Source organism: Pseudonocardia sp. TMWB2A, from assembly GCF_017312135.1.
Genome location: NZ_QKQY01000001.1, coordinates 2,602,939 through 2,621,989 on the forward strand (window position 1 = coordinate 2,602,939; position 19,051 = coordinate 2,621,989).

Annotated in this window: 24 protein-coding genes; 16 read left to right on the plus strand and 8 right to left on the minus strand. The window is 58.0% G+C overall.

Going from position 1 to position 19,051, the window contains the following annotated elements; translation table 11 throughout:
• Positions 1–12 precede the first annotated feature (12 nt).
• The 6 genes from DMP17_RS12180 (at position 13) to DMP17_RS12205 (ending at position 4,373) form a co-directional block, all read left to right on the plus strand.
• Complete coding sequence (locus DMP17_RS12180; protein ID WP_337829341.1) at positions 13–1,554, plus strand: fumarate hydratase; 1,542 nt, start codon at positions 13–15, stop codon at positions 1,552–1,554.
• A 9-nt stretch (positions 1,555–1,563) separates the two neighbouring features.
• Positions 1,564–2,097: a hypothetical protein gene (locus DMP17_RS12185; protein WP_337829342.1), complete on the plus strand. Its 534-nt coding sequence runs from the start codon at positions 1,564–1,566 to the stop codon at positions 2,095–2,097.
• An 82-nt stretch (positions 2,098–2,179) separates the two neighbouring features.
• A complete protein-coding gene (locus tag DMP17_RS12190; protein WP_337829343.1) occupies positions 2,180–2,701 on the plus strand; it encodes a hypothetical protein in 522 nt (173 codons plus the stop codon).
• Positions 2,702–2,812: 111 nt separating this feature from the next.
• Positions 2,813–3,337: a hypothetical protein gene (locus tag DMP17_RS12195; protein ID WP_337829344.1), complete on the plus strand. Its 525-nt coding sequence runs from the start codon at positions 2,813–2,815 to the stop codon at positions 3,335–3,337.
• A complete protein-coding gene (locus DMP17_RS12200; RefSeq protein WP_337829345.1) occupies positions 3,334–3,870 on the plus strand; it encodes a hypothetical protein in 537 nt (178 codons plus the stop codon). The genes DMP17_RS12195 and DMP17_RS12200 overlap by 4 nt, the downstream gene beginning before the upstream one ends.
• A gap of 101 nt (positions 3,871–3,971) precedes the next feature.
• Positions 3,972–4,373 (plus strand): nuclear transport factor 2 family protein, encoded by a 402-nt coding sequence (locus DMP17_RS12205; protein ID WP_337829346.1) that lies wholly within the window; start codon positions 3,972–3,974, stop codon positions 4,371–4,373.
• 37 nt (positions 4,374–4,410) lie between these two features.
• On the opposite strand, the gene DMP17_RS12210 is transcribed toward DMP17_RS12205, so the two are convergent.
• Positions 4,411–5,691 (minus strand): serine hydrolase domain-containing protein, encoded by a 1,281-nt coding sequence (locus DMP17_RS12210; RefSeq protein WP_337829347.1) that lies wholly within the window; start codon positions 5,689–5,691, stop codon positions 4,411–4,413.
• Positions 5,692–5,774: 83 nt separating this feature from the next.
• Positions 5,775–6,335, minus strand: coding sequence for a LemA family protein (locus DMP17_RS12215; RefSeq protein ID WP_337829348.1), 561 nt, complete (start codon positions 6,333–6,335; stop codon positions 5,775–5,777).
• 67 nt (positions 6,336–6,402) lie between these two features.
• On the opposite strand from DMP17_RS12215, the gene DMP17_RS12220 reads away from it, so the two are divergent.
• From DMP17_RS12220 to DMP17_RS12240, 5 genes are all read left to right on the plus strand, one after another.
• The gene (locus DMP17_RS12220) at positions 6,403–7,416 is read left to right on the plus strand and encodes a DUF3137 domain-containing protein (RefSeq protein WP_337829349.1); all 1,014 of its coding nucleotides are present in this window, start codon (positions 6,403–6,405) and stop codon (positions 7,414–7,416) included.
• The gene (locus tag DMP17_RS12225; protein ID WP_337829350.1) at positions 7,413–7,691 is read left to right on the plus strand and encodes a hypothetical protein; all 279 of its coding nucleotides are present in this window, start codon (positions 7,413–7,415) and stop codon (positions 7,689–7,691) included. Before DMP17_RS12220 ends, DMP17_RS12225 begins: the two co-directional genes overlap by 4 nt.
• A gap of 11 nt (positions 7,692–7,702) precedes the next feature.
• Positions 7,703–8,902, plus strand: coding sequence for an MBL fold metallo-hydrolase (locus tag DMP17_RS12230; RefSeq protein WP_337829351.1), 1,200 nt, complete (start codon positions 7,703–7,705; stop codon positions 8,900–8,902).
• Positions 8,903–9,166: 264 nt separating this feature from the next.
• A complete protein-coding gene (locus tag DMP17_RS12235) occupies positions 9,167–10,363 on the plus strand; it encodes a phage tail tip lysozyme (RefSeq protein WP_337829352.1) in 1,197 nt (398 codons plus the stop codon).
• Between the two features lie 163 nt (positions 10,364–10,526).
• On the plus strand, positions 10,527–10,994 hold the full coding sequence (locus tag DMP17_RS12240) for a hypothetical protein (protein ID WP_337829353.1): 468 nt from the start codon (positions 10,527–10,529) through the stop codon (positions 10,992–10,994).
• A 112-nt stretch (positions 10,995–11,106) separates the two neighbouring features.
• On the opposite strand, the gene DMP17_RS12245 is transcribed toward DMP17_RS12240, so the two are convergent.
• The 5 genes from DMP17_RS12245 to DMP17_RS12265 form a co-directional block, all read right to left on the minus strand.
• A complete protein-coding gene (locus DMP17_RS12245) occupies positions 11,107–11,499 on the minus strand; it encodes a VOC family protein (protein ID WP_337829354.1) in 393 nt (130 codons plus the stop codon).
• A gap of 144 nt (positions 11,500–11,643) precedes the next feature.
• Complete coding sequence (locus DMP17_RS12250; RefSeq protein ID WP_337829355.1) at positions 11,644–12,150, minus strand: DUF3617 domain-containing protein; 507 nt, start codon at positions 12,148–12,150, stop codon at positions 11,644–11,646.
• Between the two features lie 307 nt (positions 12,151–12,457).
• Complete coding sequence (locus DMP17_RS12255) at positions 12,458–13,225, minus strand: SDR family oxidoreductase (protein WP_337829356.1); 768 nt, start codon at positions 13,223–13,225, stop codon at positions 12,458–12,460.
• Between the two features lies 1 nt (position 13,226).
• Positions 13,227–13,589, minus strand: coding sequence for a helix-turn-helix domain-containing protein (locus tag DMP17_RS12260; protein WP_337829357.1), 363 nt, complete (start codon positions 13,587–13,589; stop codon positions 13,227–13,229).
• A gap of 12 nt (positions 13,590–13,601) precedes the next feature.
• The gene (locus tag DMP17_RS12265; RefSeq protein ID WP_337829358.1) at positions 13,602–13,904 is read right to left on the minus strand and encodes a type II toxin-antitoxin system HigB family toxin; all 303 of its coding nucleotides are present in this window, start codon (positions 13,902–13,904) and stop codon (positions 13,602–13,604) included.
• Positions 13,905–13,991: 87 nt separating this feature from the next.
• Between DMP17_RS12265 and uvrB the strand changes: the two genes are divergently transcribed.
• From uvrB to DMP17_RS12290, 5 genes are all read left to right on the plus strand, one after another.
• Complete coding sequence (gene uvrB / locus DMP17_RS12270; protein WP_337829359.1) at positions 13,992–16,199, plus strand: excinuclease ABC subunit UvrB; 2,208 nt, start codon at positions 13,992–13,994, stop codon at positions 16,197–16,199.
• Positions 16,200–16,276: 77 nt separating this feature from the next.
• Positions 16,277–16,699: a DUF2924 domain-containing protein gene (locus tag DMP17_RS12275; protein WP_337829360.1), complete on the plus strand. Its 423-nt coding sequence runs from the start codon at positions 16,277–16,279 to the stop codon at positions 16,697–16,699.
• A gap of 7 nt (positions 16,700–16,706) precedes the next feature.
• Entirely contained in the window at positions 16,707–17,069 is a 363-nt protein-coding gene (locus DMP17_RS12280) for a type II toxin-antitoxin system RelE/ParE family toxin (protein ID WP_337829361.1), read from the plus strand.
• Entirely contained in the window at positions 17,044–17,334 is a 291-nt protein-coding gene (locus tag DMP17_RS12285; protein WP_337829362.1) for an addiction module antidote protein, read from the plus strand. The genes DMP17_RS12280 and DMP17_RS12285 overlap by 26 nt, the downstream gene beginning before the upstream one ends.
• 109 nt (positions 17,335–17,443) lie before the next feature.
• Positions 17,444–18,085 (plus strand): YoaK family protein, encoded by a 642-nt coding sequence (locus DMP17_RS12290; protein WP_337829363.1) that lies wholly within the window; start codon positions 17,444–17,446, stop codon positions 18,083–18,085.
• A gap of 118 nt (positions 18,086–18,203) precedes the next feature.
• Here the strand turns inward: DMP17_RS12290 and fabI are convergent, their stop codons facing one another.
• Positions 18,204–19,031 carry an enoyl-ACP reductase FabI gene (fabI, locus tag DMP17_RS12295; protein WP_337829364.1) on the minus strand — a complete coding sequence of 276 codons (828 nt, stop codon included), beginning with the start codon at positions 19,029–19,031 and terminating at the stop codon, positions 18,204–18,206.
• Positions 19,032–19,051 lie beyond the last annotated feature (20 nt).

A 19,051-nucleotide genomic window follows, 5' to 3' on the forward strand; every position in this document is an offset into this window, starting at 1 on the left:
CAGGATGACCCTATGACCGCCAGCGCCGCCACCACGCCCACCATCATCAAGGAAGATGATCTCATCGAAAGCGTCGCGGATGCGCTGCAATATATCAGCTATTTCCACCCGATGGATTATATCCGCGCGCTGGGCGAGGCGTATAAGGCCGAACAATCGCCCGCCGCCAAGGATGCGATGGCGCAAATCCTCACCAACAGCCGCATGTGCGCGGAAGGGCATCGCCCGATTTGTCAGGATACCGGCATTGTCACCGTCATGGTCAAATGGGGGCAGGATTGCTGGCTCAATAGCCCGCGCTCGCTCCAGCAGGTGATCGACGAAGGCGTGCGCAAGGCTTATTTGCATCCTGAAAACAAGCTGCGCGCGTCGATCCTTGCCGACCCTGCGTTCAGCCGCGTCAACACGCGCGACAATACGCCCTCGGTTGTGCATGTCGAGCTGGTGCCGGGCAATAAGGTGCATATTGATGTTGCGGCCAAGGGGGGCGGCTCGGAAAATAAATCCAAGTTCAAGATGCTCAACCCCAGCGATAGCATCGTCGATTGGGTGCTCGAAATGGTCCCGCAAATGGGCGCGGGCTGGTGTCCGCCGGGGATGCTCGGCATCGGCATTGGCGGCACGGCGGAAAAGGCGATGACGCTCGCCAAACAATCGCTGATGATGGACATCGACATGGCGCAGTTGAAACAGCGCGGGCCCCAGAACAAGATTGAAGAGTTGCGCATCGAACTGTTCGACAAGGTCAATGCGCTTGGCATCGGCGCGCAAGGGCTGGGCGGTTTGGCGACCATTTTGGACGTGAAAATCCTCGATTGGCCGACCCATGCGGCGTCGAAACCGATTGCGATGATCCCCAATTGCGCCGCCACCCGCCACGCCCATTTCACGCTCGACGGGTCGGGTCCGGTATTCTTGGAAGCGCCCAAGCTCGATGAATGGCCGGACATTCACTGGACGCCCGACAAGGCGGCGAAGCGCGTCGATCTCGACACGCTCACCCCCGCTGATGTGCAAAGCTGGAAACAAGGCGACCGCTTGCTTCTGAACGGCAAGATGCTGACCGGCCGCGATGCTGCGCATAAACGCATCAAGGATATGCTCGACAAGGGCGAGGAATTGCCGGTCGAATTCAAAGGCCGCGTGATTTACTATGTGGGCCCGGTTGACCCTGTGGGCGAAGAAGTGGTCGGCCCGGCTGGTCCCACCACCGCGACGCGCATGGACAAATTCACCCGCATGATGCTCGACCAAGGCTTGCTCGCGATGGTCGGCAAGGCCGAACGCGGCCCCGACGCGACCCAAGCGATTGCCGACGGCAAATCCGCCTATCTGATGGCGGTCGGCGGCGCAGCCTATCTGGTTGCCCGCGCGATCAAGGGCAGCAAGGTCGTCGGCTTTGAAGATCTGGGCATGGAAGCGATTTACGAATTCGAAGTCGCCGACTTCCCCGTCACCGTCGCGGTGGACGCAGAAGGCAATAATGTCCACAAATTAGCGCCGCTCGTGTGGCAAAAGAAGATTGCCGAAGAAGGGTTGCTGGAAACAAATTAAATTTCGTGCATGATGGGCGGAATGGCCAAACAGGATAATTATATCTTCCATTCCCGCCTACCGCCCATCGCGCTTGCGGAAAAGATGCTGACGCTGATTGGCGAGGGCAAGAAGGCGCGCGCGGCGGATGGGGTGATCGGCAATGGCAGCGAACAGGAAATGACCTTGTTCGCCCGGCGGAAGAAAAATTCGCCCGCTATTGAATATAAGGCCGACCTTGAAGCCGAAGGGTCGGGCACGCGGATCGACGGTAAATTCAAAACCGCAGGCGGGCTGGGCTTTTTCAAAGTCATCTTCCTCGGCATCGGTGCAATCTTCATGGCTGTCGGCCTTGGCGGTTTGGTGAGCGGTGCGCCCCTGCTGATATGCCTGCCCTTCATTGGAGTCCCGCTGTTCCAGTGGTTGATATTCTTCACAATTTTGCGGACGATGAAAAAGAATGGTGCGGAGGAGCGCAAAAAAATCCTCGCCTTCATGCACAAACATCTGGAGTTAGAGGAAGCACCACAAGCCGCACGCCGGAACGGGGCGTTACTCAATTGAGCTACGCAGTTTTGACATCGAGCCACGCATTAGGTTGCTCCACGCGCCGCGCGCCGAACCTTTATATGTGGACTAAGTGGTGATGGCGAAACGCGAGCCCCTCCTCCTCCATTCGCGCCTGCCGCCGGTGGCGCTCGCGCACAAGATGCTCGCGCTGATCGGCAAGGGTGAGAATGCCCAGGCGGTCGAGGGCGTCATCGGCAATGGCAATGAGCAGGAAATTTCTTTATTTGTGAAGCGTGGTGGAGGGATGCCCACGACCGAATTTGAAGCGCGGCTGGAAGCCGAAGGGTCTGGCACGCGCATTGAAGGGAAGATCGGCGCACCTTTTGGTTTCGGCTGTTTTACGATCTTTGCTGTCGGTTTGGCTTTGAGTTCTTTTGGCCTAGGTTTGCACTTTATGTTGAGCGAAGGTGATCCGTTCCGTGCCTTCATGTTTATTTTTGTCGGCATAATATTGTTGACCGCCTTTTTAGGTACATTGTGGAAGGGCAAGAAAGAGGCGGCGGGCGACCGCGCAAAGATTTTGAATTTCATCCACACACATCTGGAGATTGTAGCGCATGAGAATGTGCAGATCCTTGATAAGGAGCGGGTCGAATGAGGCGCGCGCGCCGGAACGGAGAGATGCTGCATTGCGCCACGCGGTTTTGACATTGAGCCACGCATTAGGCCGCCGGACGCGCCGCGCGCCGCACCTTTATATGTGGACTAAATGGTGATGGGCAAAAGCGAGCGCCTCCTTCTCCATTCGCGCCTGCCGCCGGTGGCGCTCGCGCACAAGATGCTCGCGCTGATCGGCAAGAGTGCAAAGGCGCGGCCGTCCGATGGTATCTTCGGCAATGGCAATGAACAGGAAATGTCTTTGTTCGTGGAACGCGGCGAGGGGATGCCCACCACCGAATTTAAAGCGAAGCTGCACGCAGAAGGCTCCGGCACGCGCATTGAAGGACGGATCGGTGCGTCTTTAAGCTTTACAGGCTTGAAGATTCTATTCTTCGGTTTGGGCTTAGCGGGATTCCTTGCTGCTTTCTCTGACCTCATCAGCGGTCGGGTAGGCGGGCGGATGACACTCATCATCATCCCCATATTTTTGTGGACCCATCTTTTCGATGCCGTGCGACAAGCCAGAAAAGATGCGCCGGGCGACCGGCAGAAAATACTGGATTTCATCGACGCGCATATGGAAATTGTTCCGCCCGCAGATTTGCTGACGCAGGACAATGAGGCCGCAAAATGAAATATGACTGGCGCGCTGTTTTGCTTCTCCTGTCCTTTGTGGGCGTGCCTGTCGCGGCGCAGGGACAAAGCAGGGTCAATCAAGGCGCCTATGCGCAAGCGGTTGAAGCTTTGCTTAGCTGTAAGGCAGACCGCGCGGTGTTCCGGGCCTTTTCGTCGGGGATAGGCGATCCGGTAACGGGCGTGGTCGCGCACGGCTGGAAGCCGGTCGCGGGGAGCGATGCGGGCTATCCGCAATATGCGGTAACAGGGCCGCTCTATGTCATGGGCTTTGAGGTGCGCGAGATTGTCTTTACTGCCAATGCGATGCTCGCGCTGATTGACACATATGACGGCCCGGCGGTCGCCAAGGTGGCGGGCCTTACGGAAGGGCAATATGAACGCAAGGGCGATGCTTTTTATGGCGTGAAGCAGGTCTATCCGGACACGCCGCAGAGCAGCACAACGCCGCCTTCGCCCGAACAACGTCACATCCTCCTCACCAGCGAAACCGCCCCGCCACACCGGATATTGGTTGGTTGCATTTATCAGTAGGGCCGCGGCGATATGATCCCTTCGTGCGGAACCAAGCGGCGGCCTGTTCTTTGATAGGGAGGGCACATCATGGGCGAGACCGGTCAATGAGGAGAGAGTTTATGTCGAACAAGGATGACGACATCATCGCGCTGGAAAAGCAATATTTTCAAGGCATGGTCGATCAAGATCAGGCCATCGTTACGAAATTAACCGCGAGCGATGCGATAGTCGCGGGGCCTCAAGGCGTGATGGCTGTCAAAGGCGCCAAGATGGGCGAGATGATGGATGGCGGCGAGACGGCGCTCAAAGCGTTCGAGATGCGCGATGTGCATGTCATCTTCCCGGCGGAAAATGTCGCGATTATCGGCTATAATATAGAGATGCGGTTTGACCATAAGGGCGAACAGATGGACCTCGTCTTTGCCGACACAAGTACGTGGATCAAGGGCGAAGATGCTTGGACCTGTGCGCAACATAGCGAAGCGCCGATTGGCGATCCGACCGGCGGAAAAGCGGGATAGGCGGACGCGCGGGGTCTAGCGGGGCGAAAGCACGTCTCTACCGCTTCCCCGCCATCCTCTGTTCGGCAAGCGTAAACGCGCTCGGCCCATCCCTGGGCGTTTCGTCGGCGACGGCGGTGGCGTAATAGGCCATGCCTTTGCCGCTTTTGGCTTCAACCCATAGGCCGGATTTTAACGAATAAGCGTCGCCCGCATGGCCATACCATCGGCCTTCCATGCCGGGGAGGCGGTCGCGGCAGGCGGGATGGGTGGCGACTCCCATAATCTGTGTTGCAAGGCCATAAGCGCAGTAAAAGCCCTGTTCCGTGTCACCATTTTGGCCGTCATAGGTCCAGCGCGGGGCGCGCATCCGTGCGATGGAGGCGGGGGTGAGAAAGGCTTGGCCTTGTGCTTCCCGCCCGCCCGCGCCGAGCATCTGGCCGATTTTGGCAAGGTCGCGCGGCGAAATCCTGAGGCCCCCTTGCGGTGAGAAAAGTGCGCCATTGATGCCGGGCGCATAGCCCGAAAGATCGCAATCTTCGCCCGCTTTGACATGGACAGGGCAAGCGGGAAGCACGCCGCCAAGGTCATCAAGCGCCACCGTGCCATCGGGACGGGTGAGCGTGACCGCGCGCGCCGCATCCGCTCCGGTGCAGCGCCCGCCCCAGTTGAAACAGGCTTGGAGGCCGAGCGGCTGGATGACGAGCGCGTCCATCGCCTTGTCGAACCGCTGCTTGGTCACCCGCTCGATGATCGTGCCGACCAGGCCGAAATTGATATTGGCATAGCGGAAATAGCTGCCGGGAAGGTTGCCCGATTGGTCCCACATGGCGGGGCTGCGCGCGGTGCAGCCCGCAAAACTTCCGGTCATGCGGTAGGAAATGAAGTTACTGGGGTGGATGATGCGCTCGATCTGCGGCACGGCTTTGCCGCCGCAGGTGAGGCTGAGCTTGTCCGCCATCGTATCGCCCAAGCGGATGATATAGGCCTCGCCATCATCCTGCAGGCTTGATGTGTGCGACAACAGCATGGCGAGCGTAATCCGGCTGTCCGGATGGGCGGGATTGCGCAAGGTCCAGCCAAGATAGTGCGAGACATCTGTATCAAGCCCGAGCTTGCCCTGCTCGACCAGCCGCATCACCCCCAAGGCAACGACCAGCTTCGACACCGAGGCGACCCGCACCGGATCGTCGATAGTGACGGCGCGCCCGCTCTTGGCGTCGGCAAAGCCGCTTGCACCCGATGCGCTGATATGGTCGCGGTCAAAATGGACCCAGGCTTCGGCAGGGGAGGACGGCGCGGGCGAAGCAGTAGCGCACGCAGGCACGCCCGCCGCCATGACGGCACCCGCTATAAGCGCGGCATATGCACAAGGCGCCCCGGACCTCCGCGCAAAAGGCCATGCCTTGCGCGCTGCTACCATCAGAATTTGACCGCAGGCGGCTGGCCCATCGTTACGGCTTCGGCCTCGCTCAGCCGGTGGAAAGCGCGTGGTTTGAAGCCCAACATACCGGCAAACAACACCGCCGGAAAATGTTCGATCGCGCCATTATAATCGGCGACCACGCTATTATAGGCACGGCGCGCGGCGGCGAGCATTTCTTCGGTATAAGTGAGCTGCTTTTGCAATTCCTGAAAATTGCTATTGGCTTTGAGGTCGGGATAATTTTCCGCCAGCGCAAACAGGTTTTTGAGCGCGCCCGACAATTGCCCTTCGGCGGCGGCTTGGGCTGCCGGGCCATTGGCGGTCATGGCGCTGTTACGCGCGGCAATCACCGCATCCAGCGTCGATTTTTCATGCGCGGCATAGCCTTTGACGGTCTCGACCAGATTGGGGATGAGGTCGTTGCGCATCCGCAACTGGGCGTCAATATCGGCTTCGCCCTGATTGACATTCTGGCGCAGGCTGACGAGCCGGTTATAAACCCCTAACAGGATGAGGCCGATAAACAGGACCAGCACGATAAGAGCAATCAAAGCCATTGACATTCCACCTCCATAAGGTTGGGTTGGCTTATGCCTAACAAATCACACAAAGGGTTTCAAACAGATGGTTGAAGCGCCTGACGTCGATGCGCTGATGCAAGGCGAACTTGGCGCATGGCTTAAAAGCCAGCAGCAGTTGCGCGACGATACGCGCAAAAAAATGTGGACGCGCGGCATAGGCTGCGGCGTGCCGTTTGCGCTGCTGGTCATTGCGCTCGCGCTGGCCGGTGCGGATATGGAGTTGATCCCGCTCATCGGCATCGGCATTGCCGGGATTAGCACATGGCTGGGCTATATCCGTCGCCCCGTCGTCAATGCGATGAAAGAGCGCATGAACAAAGCGATTGCTGCCGCAATCGGCCTCGACTTTGCGCTGACGGGCGAACAGGGGCGCGACTGGCCGTTAATGCTCGCGCTCTCTTTCCTTCCCGCGCATGATAAATGGTCTTTGGAAGATTTCTGGTCGGGGACGCTGAACGGCTTTCCCTTGCGGCTGTATGAAGCGCATTTGCAGCAGTGGCAGGGATCGGGCAAAAACCGTAAACTTGTCACGGTGTTTCGCGGGGTGATAATCGAGATTGGCTATGGTCGTCCGTTTCGCGGCACCACCTTGATCGAACGGCGCGGCACCCGCTTCAAATTTTTCGGGCTGGTCGATGATATAAGCGCGCTCGGCATCAAGCTTGAGCAAGCGCATTTCACCCATCCCGAACTGGAGAAAAATTTCGATTTGTGGACGAGCGACCCGGTCGAGGCGCAATATCTGGTCCATCCGCTCTATGTCGAACGGCTGATGGCGGTCGAGCGCCATTATCACGGACAGCACGTGCGCGCATTATTCCATGACGGCAGGATGATCATCGCCATCCGCACCGAACCGCAATTTGAAAGCGGCTCTTTATATTCGGGCGAAGATGCGCGGCGCTTGAAGCAGACAATCGAACAATTCATGGCGGTGGCAAGATTGGCCGACAGCCTCTATGATGCGCCGGGTAAGCGCGCCGAACCGCCTGCGCCGTCCGATCCGTCCTTCCCGTCCGCCCCGCCTTCTTCCTCTGCCCCGTCAAAGCCGTCATGACCTTTTCGCTCACTTTATTTTTCATCTTCCTGATGGGCATCGCCAATTTCGCGGCGCACCGCGCGATGATCGAAAGCCCCAATCCGGTCGTGCAAGCGGCTATCGCGCCGCTCCGCGGACGCTTCGGACAACAGGCGACCTATGTGCTGGAATTTTTCGTGTTGCTGGGCGTGATGGCGTTTGAACATCGCCACCCGCTTGTCACGCTCATCCTTTACGGGCTTTATACAATGTTCAATATGCTCACCTATTTCTGGTTCCACCATCAGGACTGATCGTTTCTTTCATGCCTTTCATCAAAACCGGTTTCAAATATCTGGGCTATGCCCTGTTGTGGCTGCTCGTCGCGCTGTCGCTTGCTGTTGTGATTGTGCCGCCGTTTCTCGACCGCATCTATTATCAAGGGCCGGTGAGCGGCCATTATGATGGCGCGCGTTTTTTCAATACCGATGAAGGGCAGGGCGAATGGGTCAATGATCCGGTCGGGCGCAATAATAAACGCCCGCGCAGCTTTTTCATCCTGCGCTGGATTACCGGCAATGACGACCGCCAGCCGTGGCCGGACCATGTCAACGTGGCGACGGCGACACCGATCAAGCTTGATAAGCTCAAGCCCGGCGAAATGCGCGCCACCTGGATTGGCCATGCGACGGTGCTTGTCGAAACGCCGGGCTTTACGATGCTCACCGATCCGATCTGGTCGGAGCGGGCAGGGCCGTGGGGGATATTGGGACCAAAGCGCGTAACCGCGCCCGGCATTGCGCTCGAAGATCTCCCCAAAATCGACCTCGTGGTGGTGAGCCACAACCATTATGACCATCTTGATCTGGCTACGCTCAAAAAATTGTGGGCGCGCGACAAGCCCGCCATTGTGACGAGCCTTGGCAATGACAGCATCATCAACGGTATCGGCGTGCCGTCGCTGCCGATGGATTGGGGCGCAAACCGTAAAGTGGGGAAGGCCACCGTCCATGTCACGCGCAACCATCATTGGGGGAGCCGCTGGTTCAAGGACCGGAACCGCGCCTTATGGTCAAGCTTCACCGTCGATACGCCTTCGGGCAGCGTCTTTTTTGCAGGGGACACCGGCTATGGCGACGGTAAATGGCCGGGCGAGGCGGCGGCCGCAGCAGGGGGGCCGGTAAGGCTTGCGATCATCCCCATCGGCGCATTTCGTTTCGGGCCGGGGCAAATGTGGACCGGCAGCCATATCGGTCCGCATCATGCGGTCAAAGTGTTTGAAGGGCTGAACGCGGGCTATGGCCTCCCGATCCATTGGGGGACGTTCCAGCTATCGAGCGAAGCGCGCGAAACCCCGCCCAAAATGCTCGCGCTGGAAGCCGCCTGTGCGGGGCTCGCCCCCGGCGCCTTTGCCGCCAAAGCGATTGGCACACCGTTCATGGTGCCGGAAAAGGGGGAAGCCAAGCTGCCCGCCTCCGCGTCCAAACCGGTGTGTGATAAAGCGGCGATAGAGGCACTGCCGTAATGAACGCGGCCATTCAAAAAGCCGCTAGTCCTGAGCTTGTCGAAGGACGCCCATCAGCATCGCGCCTGCATTATGCCCGTCCTTCGACACGCTCAGGACTACCGGGAAAAGGGGAAGGGGACGCGGGCCATCCGCGCGCCTCCAACCCGCGAACCGCCTGAATCCATCGACGAAATTCGCGCCATCTAAACGAATCGCTTAGAGACAGGCTTTGGCGAATCCCGTAATTTTGCCGTCAAGGGTCATGAATTCGGGAGAGTCGTCATGGTTCAGGTTCAAGGCGTTCAAGGTTCAAACTATGCAGGTGCCATCAACCAGCGCGCGCTGGATGGCGGCGGTGGCGGCGGCGGCGGATATTCGGTAGTCCGCGGCGATTGTCTGTGGAAAATCGCGCAGGCGCATGGCGTGTCGTTGAGCGCGCTGATTGCCGCCAATCCTCAGATCAAAAATCCCGACCTCATCTATCCCGGCGACAAGGTGACGATACCGGCAGGCGGCACGTCTCCGGGCGGCCCGGGCGGCACGCCGGGCGAAACCTATGGCACGCCCAATGGCGGTGGCCAACATTCGGTCGATGTTGCCAAAAAATATCTCGGCCAATGGGCGAGCGATTTGAAAACCAACACCAAAGATAAATTGCCGATGGATGCGTGGGTCGGCTCCAATGTGTGCTGCGCCAATTTCGTGTCGGCGGTGCTAGCGGAATCGGGTCAGGTTCCTGCCAATTTCCACGATAATACGGTGCGCGGCCTCGACGCCAAACTGAAAGCGATGGGCTGGACCGTGGTACCGCGCGGCAGTCCGGCGCAAGCGGGCGATGTCGGCATCATCCAGAGCAACGGCATTTCGCATACGGTCATGGCGACCAGCGCGTCGCAGACCATCGGCTCCAATAATAAAGGATCGGCGGGGCAGCAGGTGAGCTATGGCTCGACCAGCTATGTCACCGGCAATGGCGGTTATTTCCTGCGTCCTCCGGCGGGCAAGCAAGCGCCCTCCGGCCCCGGCGGCGCATCGCCATCAACAGGCGTCGGCGACCCCGGCACCCATGACGGCCGCGTCAAAGCCGCCATCGACTTTTTCCAGAGCAAGGGCTGGTCGAAAGCCCAGGCCATCGGCATTGTCGCCAATCTGGAAGGCGAAAGCGGGATGAAGCCCTTGCAGGCCCAATATGGCGGCGGCCCCGGCTTTGGCCTCGCCCAATGGGAAGGCCCGCGTCAGGCTGACTTCAAAAAATGGGCAGGCAAGGATATTCGCCAATCGACCTTTGCCGAACAATTAAACTTCATCCAGCATGAATTGACGACGACCGAAAGCGGTGCGGCCAGTCGCTTGCGCGGGGCGACCAGCGCCGCCGATGCTGCCGCTATCGTGTGCCGCTATTATGAGCGTCCGGCCGATATTGTCGGAGACTCGGCGGAACGGCGGGTGATCGCCAACAGCTTTGCCAATCGTTTCTGACCGGCACAAGCCGGGCCGCGCAGAGCATCGGGGGACGGGCGACCGTCTCCCGATTTTTATGTAGGGGAAGCCGTATCTAGGGGAACCCCTCGGCCCCGCGCCGCGTTCAACGCTGCACGCCCCTGTCGGGGATGCGCCCTCGTGTAGAAGGAAAGGATATTCTATGCCCCGTCTGCTTTTGCCCTTTGCCGCGACGATATTGCTGGTGATCGGCTGTTCGCAAAATGCGGGCGCGGAAAATAGCGCGGCGCAGGAAGGGCGCACGGTCGAAACGGCCCGCGCCGACAGTGCCAAAGCAACCAAGGCGGCTCCGCGCGATGCGGCCCTTTCTGCCACGGCATCTGGGGAAGCCACACCCGCGACCTGCATATTCGGGGAAGGCGAGCCGACCGCCTGCACCATGACATCGCTTGCCAATGACGGAGCAGGGGGCATGACCATCGCGTTCAAAGTCGGCCCCGACACCATCAGCTTTCGCGGCAAAAGGCAGGACCGCTGGTGGTCGGGCACGCTCAATGATGCGCCCGCAATGGCCTATGAATTGAACCGCGGCCATGTCGTGTTCAACTCGCGCAACCTTGACCACTATTTCGAATATTGGACCAAGGGCAACGAGCATGGCAGCTATTGATACGGCGTCATGGCGTGCGACTTTTAGGACCGGGGTGACGATAGCCCACCCGCGCCCCTTAAGGCCCTTCGCACAGTCGGCATAACGGGCCCGTGCGAAAGGGTTTCTTCTGCTATTGCGCCGGGCCTATGTGGAATGTGCAAAGCTTATTGCCATCCAGATCCCGGAAATAGGCACCGTAAAAAGCTTGATCGCCTTCTTCGCCGCGCAGCCCGGGAGGGCCTTCGCACGTGCCGCCCTGGGCGAGCGCGATTGAGTGGAGCTCATCCACCTTGGCGCGCGTATCGACAACAATAGCGGGCATCACGCCATTGCCGACCGTTGCGGGCTTGCCGTCATGGGGCGGCGTGATCGCCAGCGCGGGCTTGGCAAAATCGGTGCCATACATGGTGAAGCCATTGTCGAACTGCATGAGTAGTTTGGCACCCAGCGGCGCGAGCAGGGCTTCGTAAAATGTCTTGGCCTTGGCAATATCATTGGTGCCAAGCGTTACATAACCGATCATCGCTTATTCTCCTGTGGCGGTGCGGGAGGCCGCCCGCTTGCGGGTGTGCATTGTCGATAAAAAAGGGCCGGTGGAACGGCTTATCCCGCAATCGGGAAAAAGACGCCCACCGGCCCTGTTCTTTCCTTTAGGAACGGGCGAGGCTTATGCCGCGCAATCCCCGATGCGGGTCATCTTCGCGGTCATTTCCATGTTGATCTTTTGACCAGCCATGTCCGTTTCGGAGGTGATGACCATGTCGGTCGGCGTTCCCTTGACAGTCGAGGTCACCTTGGCCGGTGTCGTGCAGGTCACGGTTGCGTCGATCGTGTTACCCGAGCTGCGATTGTCGAGCGTGCAGCCTTCCGGAGCGTTGGCCGCCTTCTTCAGCATTTCTTCCTTCATCTGGGCGATATTGGCTTCGGTGACGCAGGTTTTCTGCGGCGGCTGGGAAGCCATGGCGTCTTTCATCTGCTTGAGCGCCGCTTCGGGCATGCCGGCAGCTTCGAACTTGGTGATTTCCACCTTGGTTTCATATTCGCCCGGTGTCAGGTCGGCGACAGCGGTAGCAGCGGGGCTATCCGTCTTGCCAGCGGTGCCATCCGCAGTATCCTTTTTACCGCACGCGGTCAGAGCCAGCATCATCGCCGATCCGATCAAAATTGCACGCATATCTATCTCCTTGGCTTATTTATCCGAAATATTTGACCCCGCTTATGTCTTGCACGGCTGAATTGTCGGGGCAAGCACCAATTCTGCTGCCGATTACAGCGCATTGCCTCCAAGCAGGCTCATATTGCGTCGATATGACAAGGGGGGCATCCCCTTGGAAAGGCGGATTTTCTGCGGAAAACGGGGCTTGAAGACAATGCGGTGAAGGATAGGGAAGCGACATGCGATCCGCGACAATTGCCCGGATGTGCGCCTACCCATATTTTACAGTCGCGAGGGTTCCGGCCCGAACACAGCCCGACCGGATTCAAAAATGGGACAGATAGCCGCCATCGACCGCAATCGTCTGGCCGGTAATATAAGAAGCCGCGTCCGAGGCCAGAAAGGCGACTACGCCCGCAATCTCGTGCGGCTTGCCCCAGCGCCCCAATGATGTGCGGCGCGCCAGATAAGCAGCAAGGTCGGCATCCTCCACCATCGCGCGGTTGGCGTCGGTGGCAAAAAAGCCGGGCGCGACCGCGTTGACGGTAATCCCGCGCGGCCCCAGTTCCGCCGCAAGCGCGCGGGTGAGCGCATCCAACCCGCCCTTCGCCGCCGTATAAGCCGCATCCCCTGCGCGCGCGATGGGACCGGCTATCGAGGTAATATTGATGATCCGTCCGCCATCCGGCATTTTCGGTGCAATAAGGCGCACAAGGTCCATCGGCGCCACAAGGTCGATCTCCAGCAAGTCGCGCACCGCCTGCCGGTCGAGCTTATCCAAAGGATTACGGTTCCGCACCCCCGCATTATTGACCAGAACATCCAGCCGCGCGCCTTCGCGGGCTAGGCGTGCGATCAATGCTTCGACAGCCGCCGCAACGCCTTGCGCATCGCCAAGGTCAAACACGACGCTGTCCACAAGCGCATCACCCTGCGCATCCCGCAGCGCCGCAACTGCAACATCCAACTTCCCCTGCTCGCGCCCATGCAAAATAACGCGCACGCCGGATATAGCCAGCCCCCGCGCGATTTCAAAGCCCAGACCGGAGGAGGCGCCGGTGATAAGGGCAGTTTTGGGGGAGGGGCTGACCATTTCAGTTGAGAGCATATTCCTTGACCAGCAACCGTTCGGGTACATGCCATTCCTTTGCAATGCGCCGGATCATCGGCAATGTCAGCGAGCGTTGTCGCCGCAAAATTTCCGTAGCGCGATTTTGCCCGATTAGCTTGCCCAATTCAGCCCGGCTATGGCCTTGTGAAACCATTGCCGCTTCAATGGCTTCGACCGGATCCATATCCTCAAGCGGCCATTTTTGGTCTTCATAGGCATCGGCAAGCGTCACCAATATGTCCAAACGATCCCCTTCCGCAGTGCCTTCCTCGGCACCCCACAGCTTTTCGATTTCCTGAAGCGCCGCTTCATGGTCGGCATCGGTCCGGATGGGCTTGATGTCCATAATCTTCACCTTTTAAAACAAGTTGACGCTGAGGGCGTCAACTTTGTCATATTCAGCATGGGCTCCTATAAATTTCACAAACGCGATGCCACGCCGGAAATCAAAGGCAGCGATCAGCCGGTAATCGCCTCCCGCCACCTCAAAGCGCACACGTTCATCATTCAACACTTTCGCCTTTGAAAAAGCCGCCTGAACATCGCTGCCACTCTGCCATTGCGCCGCTTTAGTCACATGCAGCCAGTGCAATAAAGACGCCTTGCTTGCGGGATGTTTCGCCCAAAAAGCCATGACCCTATTGCGTGCAATGATCCGCATGGTACTGCGTATCATTTCCCATAATGGGAAACAAGATATTTTGATTGGACAGATGACAAAAGCGGTTTGGAAGCACATATAGCGAACATGGCTGATCTTATTATCCGGCGGGGCTTGGACGAACCTGAAACTGACGGGGCGTTTGTGCCGCATCGTCCGGCGCGACCGCCCAAGGTCGAGGGGGGTAAGCCGTTCAAGCTGGTGTCGGACTATGCACCCGCAGGCGATCAGCCGACCGCGATTTCCGAACTGGTCGAGGCCGCGCGCGCGGGCGAGAAGGATCAGGTGCTGCTCGGCGTCACCGGCTCGGGCAAAACCTTTACGATGGCTAAAGTCATCGAAGCATTGCAGCGCCCTGCACTTATCCTTGCGCCCAATAAAATCCTCGCCGCCCAGCTTTATGGCGAGTTTAAAGGCTTCTTCCCCGACAATGCGGTCGAATATTTTGTCAGCTATTATGACTATTATCAGCCCGAAGCCTATGTGCCGCGTTCGGACACCTATATCGAGAAGGAAAGCTCGGTAAATGAAGCGATTGACCGGATGCGCCATTCGGCCACGCGCGCGCTTTTGGAGCGCGACGATGTGCTGATCGTCGCGTCGGTGTCGTGCCTTTATGGTATCGGTTCGGTTGAAACCTATTCGGCGATGATCTTTGATCTCAAAAAAGGTCAAACAGTCGATCAGCGCGAGATTATCAGGAAGCTTGTCGCGCTCCAATATAAGCGCAATGATCAGGCGTTCGCGCGCGGCAATTTCCGGGTGCGCGGCGATAGTCTGGAAATCTTCCCGTCCCACTATGAAGATACCGCCTGGCGCATCAGTTTCTTTGGGGACGAGATTGAGGAAATCACTGAATTTGATCCGCTCACCGGTAAGAAGGTTGCGAACCTTAATAGCATCCGCGTTTATGCCAATTCGCACTATGTAACGCCGGGACCGACGCTCAAGCAGGCAAGCGAGGCGATCCGCTTTGAACTTGCCGAGCGGTTGAAGGAATTGGAAACTGAAGGGCGTTTGCTCGAAGCGCAGCGCCTCGAACAGCGCACCAATTTCGACCTAGAAATGATCGCGGCAACGGGAAGCTGTGCGGGGATTGAAAATTACTCGCGCTTCCTCACTGGTCGCTTGCCGGGTGAGCCGCCGCCGACCTTGTTCGAATATCTCCCCGACAATGCGCTTCTATTCGTCGATGAAAGCCATCAGACCGTGCCGCAAATCGGCGCGATGGCACGCGGGGACCATCGCCGCAAAATCACGCTCGCCGAATATGGCTTCCGCCTGCCCAGTTGCATCGACAACCGCCCGTTGCGCTTTAACGAATGGGACGTCATGCGCCCGCAAACGGTGAGCGTATCGGCAACCCCAGGCTCATGGGAAATGAACCAGACGCAAGGCGCATTTTCCGAACAAGTCATCCGCCCGACCGGCCTCATCGACCCGCCAGTGGAAATCCGCCCTGTGGAAGATCAGGTACAGGATTGCATCAACGAATGTCGTATCACCGCGGAAAAAGGCTATCGCACGCTGGTCACGACGCTCACCAAGCGCATGGCCGAAGATTTGACCGAATATATGCACGAAGCGGGCGTCAAGGTGCGTTATATGCACTCCGACGTCGAAACGCTGGAGCGTATCGAACTGATCCGCGATTTGCGGCTGGGCGTCTATGATGTGCTGGTCGGCATCAACCTGCTGCGCGAAGGGTTGGACATTCCCGAATGTGGCCTTGTGTGCATTTTGGATGCGGACAAGGAAGGGTTCCTGCGCAGCGAAACCTCGCTCATCCAGACCATCGGCCGTGCGGCGCGCAATGTCGATGGCCGTGTCATTCTTTATGCCGACCGCGTGACGGGCAGCATGGAGCGCGCGATGCGCGAAACCGACCGCCGCCGTGAAAAACAGCATGAATATAATCTCGCGCATGGCATCACGCCCGCGACGGTCAAAAAGAATATCGGCGACATCATCGCGCATGTCTCCAACCAAGATCAGGTCACAGTGCCGATCGACGAGGTAACCCCGCATCTGGTGGGCAGCAACCTGCGCGCGCATATCGAACATCTCGAAAAAGAAATGCGCGAGGCGGCGAGTAACCTCGAATTTGAAAAAGCCGCAAGACTACGCGACGAAATCCGCGAACTGGAACAGGACGAACTGGGCATCGGGCCAGCAGGGCCGGGCGACTATGCGCGGTCCTCCCGCCATGTCGTGGGACGCAGCAATGAAGGCAAACCGGGCACACGGAAATTACGGCATGGGAAGAGCACGAAATTCAAGGGGCGGAGTCGGTGAAATAGCAATATAGCACTATTTATCTATTGCGCTATTAATGCGATAATGCTACATGATATATGTCATGGAGGCCAACTATGCAGCAGATCGAAATCGATTTTGAGGTATTTAAAGCGCTGACCAATCTGCGTCAGAGTGAAAATCATACATATAACGAGGTCCTTAGGGATCTCTTGGGACTAGAAAAATCGCTGCTCAGGGGATTTGCTGACGTTGTTTCAAAAGCGTCCGGACGGTCGGGCGCTTTGGGATTTGTTGCAAGTGGTCGATTTCTTCCGCACGGGACCCTACTACGGGCGAGGTATAAAGGTTATATCCATCAAGCATCCGTGAATGACGGCGCTTGGGTCAACGATGACGGTACCGAATATAAAAGCGCATCCGCCGCCGCCAGAGCAATTACTCAAACCAATGTTAATGGTCTTACATTCTGGGAAGTGAAACGTCCATCTGACACTGAGTGGCGAAAGCTAGACGCTATGCCAAAGTCTACCAAGTGACGACAGCATGACTCAAAACATTGACAAACTCCCATCTGTCCTTTATGAAGGACAATATCGGTTAGAGCAAACCACCGCTTTCGCCCAATGGCTGCATGATTTGCGCGACACGGTTGGACGGGCGCGCATCCTCAAGCGGTTACGGCGCGTGGCGGACGGTAATCTGGGCGATGTGAAGGCTATTGGCGATGGCGTTCATGAACTGCGCTTGTTTTTCGGCCCCGGCTATCGGGTCTATTTCATGTTTCAGGGGGATGCCCTGATCTTCCTCCTTGCAGGAGGCGACAAGAGTAGTCAGGAGCGCGACATTGCCAACGCCAAAGAGGTGGCAAGGCAGATTATCGATGGCGGTGAAGACAACGGCATTTGACCCGGCGGATTATCTTACATCCGAAGAGGATGTGATCGCCTATCTCAACACATGGTTTGAAGATGGCACCCCCAAAGAAATTGCGCGCGCGCTTGGCGATGTCGCCCGCTCTCAAGGGATGAGCGAGATTGCGCGCAAGGCCGGATTGGGGCGGCAGGCGCTCTATAATGCGCTATCCGAAAATGGTAATCCGACCCTTGAAACATTGACGGCTGTGTTGAAGGCTCTGGGGCTGGAATTGACGGTTCAGAAACGCGCGGCCTGATCAGGGCACCATTAAGATTGGCCCAATCCGCATTTTTTACTGTGCTTGGCGCGCCGCGGGCTTAAAGTCTGGGTTTGTTTGAACTTGCCCATCCGGATGCTTTGAATTTATGCACGCCCACGACACGCAATCCCGCCATTTGGCAATCGGTTTGGCTGGATTGGCCGGATTTACCGATGCGCTTGGTTTTTTGAGCCTTGGCGGCTTTTTTGTGTCGTTTATGAGCGGCAACTCCACCCGTTTCGCGGTAGGGCTGAGCGAGAAAATATCATGGTCTTTTGCGCTCGTGCCGTTCGGGATCATATTGCTTTTTGTCTGCGGCGTTATGCTAGGCCGTTTTGTGCGCAGCTATTGCACATCGCGACCCGCGACCGCGATTTTATGCTTTATGGCTGCCCTGTTGATAGTAGCAGCACTCGTGTCGGAAGCGGGCCTCCCTATCATAGCCGCGCCGCTCATGGCGGTCGCGATGGGCGCGGCGAATAATGTGTTTGTGCGTGATGGCGAAGTGGCGGTCGGCGTCACCTATATGACGGGAACTTTGGTCAAATTCGGGCAACGCCTCGCCGGACAGTTGATGGGCGAGCCGGATCATGACTGGCTGCCCTATCTGCTGCTGTGGGTCGGGCTTGCCGGAGGCGCGATCATCGGGGCTTTATGCTATCATTGGTGGGGTCTTCATGCGACATGGATAGCGGCGGTCTTTTGCGGCCTGCTGGCTATTCGCGCAGCTAAATCGGAAAAGGCATGAACGGTAGACTTGATGGCTGCACCATTGCCTTTTGCGCCAAGACCGGCTTGGCCACTCACATCGCAATCGAGCGGTAGGGCGCACCGTCTTACCGGAGCAGCCCTTTTCGCCCGATAGCTTATTTCTCCAACCCGATGTCGGGCGCATCCTCGCGTTTCATGCCGACGACATGATAGCCCGCATCGACATGGAGATTTTCGCCGGTGACGCCGCTCGCCAGATCGGAGAGCAGATAGAGCGCGGAGCCGCCGACATCTTCAATGGTGACGTTGCGTTTCAACGGCGCATTATATTCATTCCATTTGAGGATATAGCGGAAGTCGCCAATGCCCGACGCGGCGAGCGTTTTGATGGGGCCTGCCGAGATGGCGTTGACGCGGATATTGTCCGGTCCCAGATCGGCGGCGAGATATTGGACGCTGGTTTCGAGCGCCGCCTTGGCAACGCCCATGACATTATAATGGGGGATAACCTTTTCCGCGCCATAATAGGTCAGCGTCAGGATCGAGCCGCCGCCCTTGCCGGTTTCGGCATCATAAGCGGGCATCATGGCCGCGGCGCGCTTGGTGACCGCGACAAAGCTATAGGCGGAAATATTCATCGTCATCAGGAAATTGTCGAGGCTGGTATCGACATAACGGCCGCGCAGTTCATTCTTGTCCGAAAAGCCGATGGCGTGGACGAGAAAGTCGATGGTCGGCCACCGCGCTTTGAGCGTATCAAAGGCCGCATCAAGCGCGGCCATGTCCGACACATCGCAATCGAACAGGAAATCGGAACCAAGCTGGGCAGCGAGCGGACGCACACGCTTTTCCAAAGCTTCGCCCTGATAGGAGAAAGCCAGTTCCGCGCCTTCTGCGGCAAGCTTTTGCGCAATGCCCCATGCCAGCGATTTATCGTTGGCAAGGCCCATGATGAGGCCCCTTTTGCCCTGCATCAGTCCCATATCGGCTCCGTTCTTTCTTC